At 57.8% G+C, this 744-nt stretch carries 2 protein-coding genes; both read right to left on the bottom strand.

Going from position 1 to position 744, the window contains the following annotated elements:
* Positions 1-156: 156 nt before the first annotated feature.
* On the bottom strand, positions 157-381 hold the full coding sequence (locus ACXJ7R_RS35185) for a cytochrome b (RefSeq protein ID WP_457155810.1): 225 nt from the start codon (positions 379-381) through the stop codon (positions 157-159).
* A 26-nt stretch (positions 382-407) separates the two neighbouring features.
* Positions 408-744: cytochrome b (locus tag ACXJ7R_RS35180; RefSeq protein ID WP_457155809.1), on the bottom strand; the 337-nt coding region annotated here is incomplete at its 5' end.

Genomic DNA, 744 nt, shown 5'->3' with positions numbered 1-744 from the left:
GCACAGGGTCAACGAGCGGCGTAGGGGTTGGTTGCGAGCATGGATCCCCCGCATCGCTACAGGATGCTGCTTCTCTGGCCCGCCAGCGCGCGTTCTTATCCTACAGCGCGGCAGCGTCCCGAGCGGCCCAATACCCATCCGTGGCCAAGCGGAGACTTACTTTGCCCCCTTCGGAAGCATCCTTGTCAAAATCGCATCTCGGCGGACGAAATGATGGTACAGCGCAGCCAAGGCATGCAGGCCGACGGCTATCAGAATGCCATCCGCGCACAATGAGTGAAGTTCTCGGATCGTGCGATCCGTAGTTCGATCAGGTGCAAAGGGAGCCGGGATCGTAAACAGGCCGAAGAAACTCAACTCGTTACCCCTGAACCAGGTCAAAAAGATGCCTAGAACAGGGATCGCAATCAACAATGCATAAGGACAAGGTGACTAAACTTGGCCGCCGCCCACTCTGGCGCCGACATCTCTTCCGGAAGACCGGGCGCTCCTCTCAGGCCGCGCAGGACGACCCGCCAAAGCACGAGACCGGCCAAAAGAAGGCCAAACGAAATATGCAGCCGCCAGATGGAATCGACCGTATGATCGCCACGAGGCAACAGGTCCGCCCCGTAGGTCAGTGCGTAGAGCAAAAGGACAAGCACGAAGAGAGACCAGTGCAAAAACTTCTGGGTCGAAGTGTACGCGCCAGATGTCATCCGGCGAGGGCTCCTGTTAAAAAATGGATCCCTTCTTCCGTTGGCT

This window comes from Mesorhizobium sp. P5_C1, from assembly GCF_054049815.1.
Note: the sequence above shows the minus strand (reverse complement) of the source record. Positions and strands in the feature narration are given on the sequence as shown.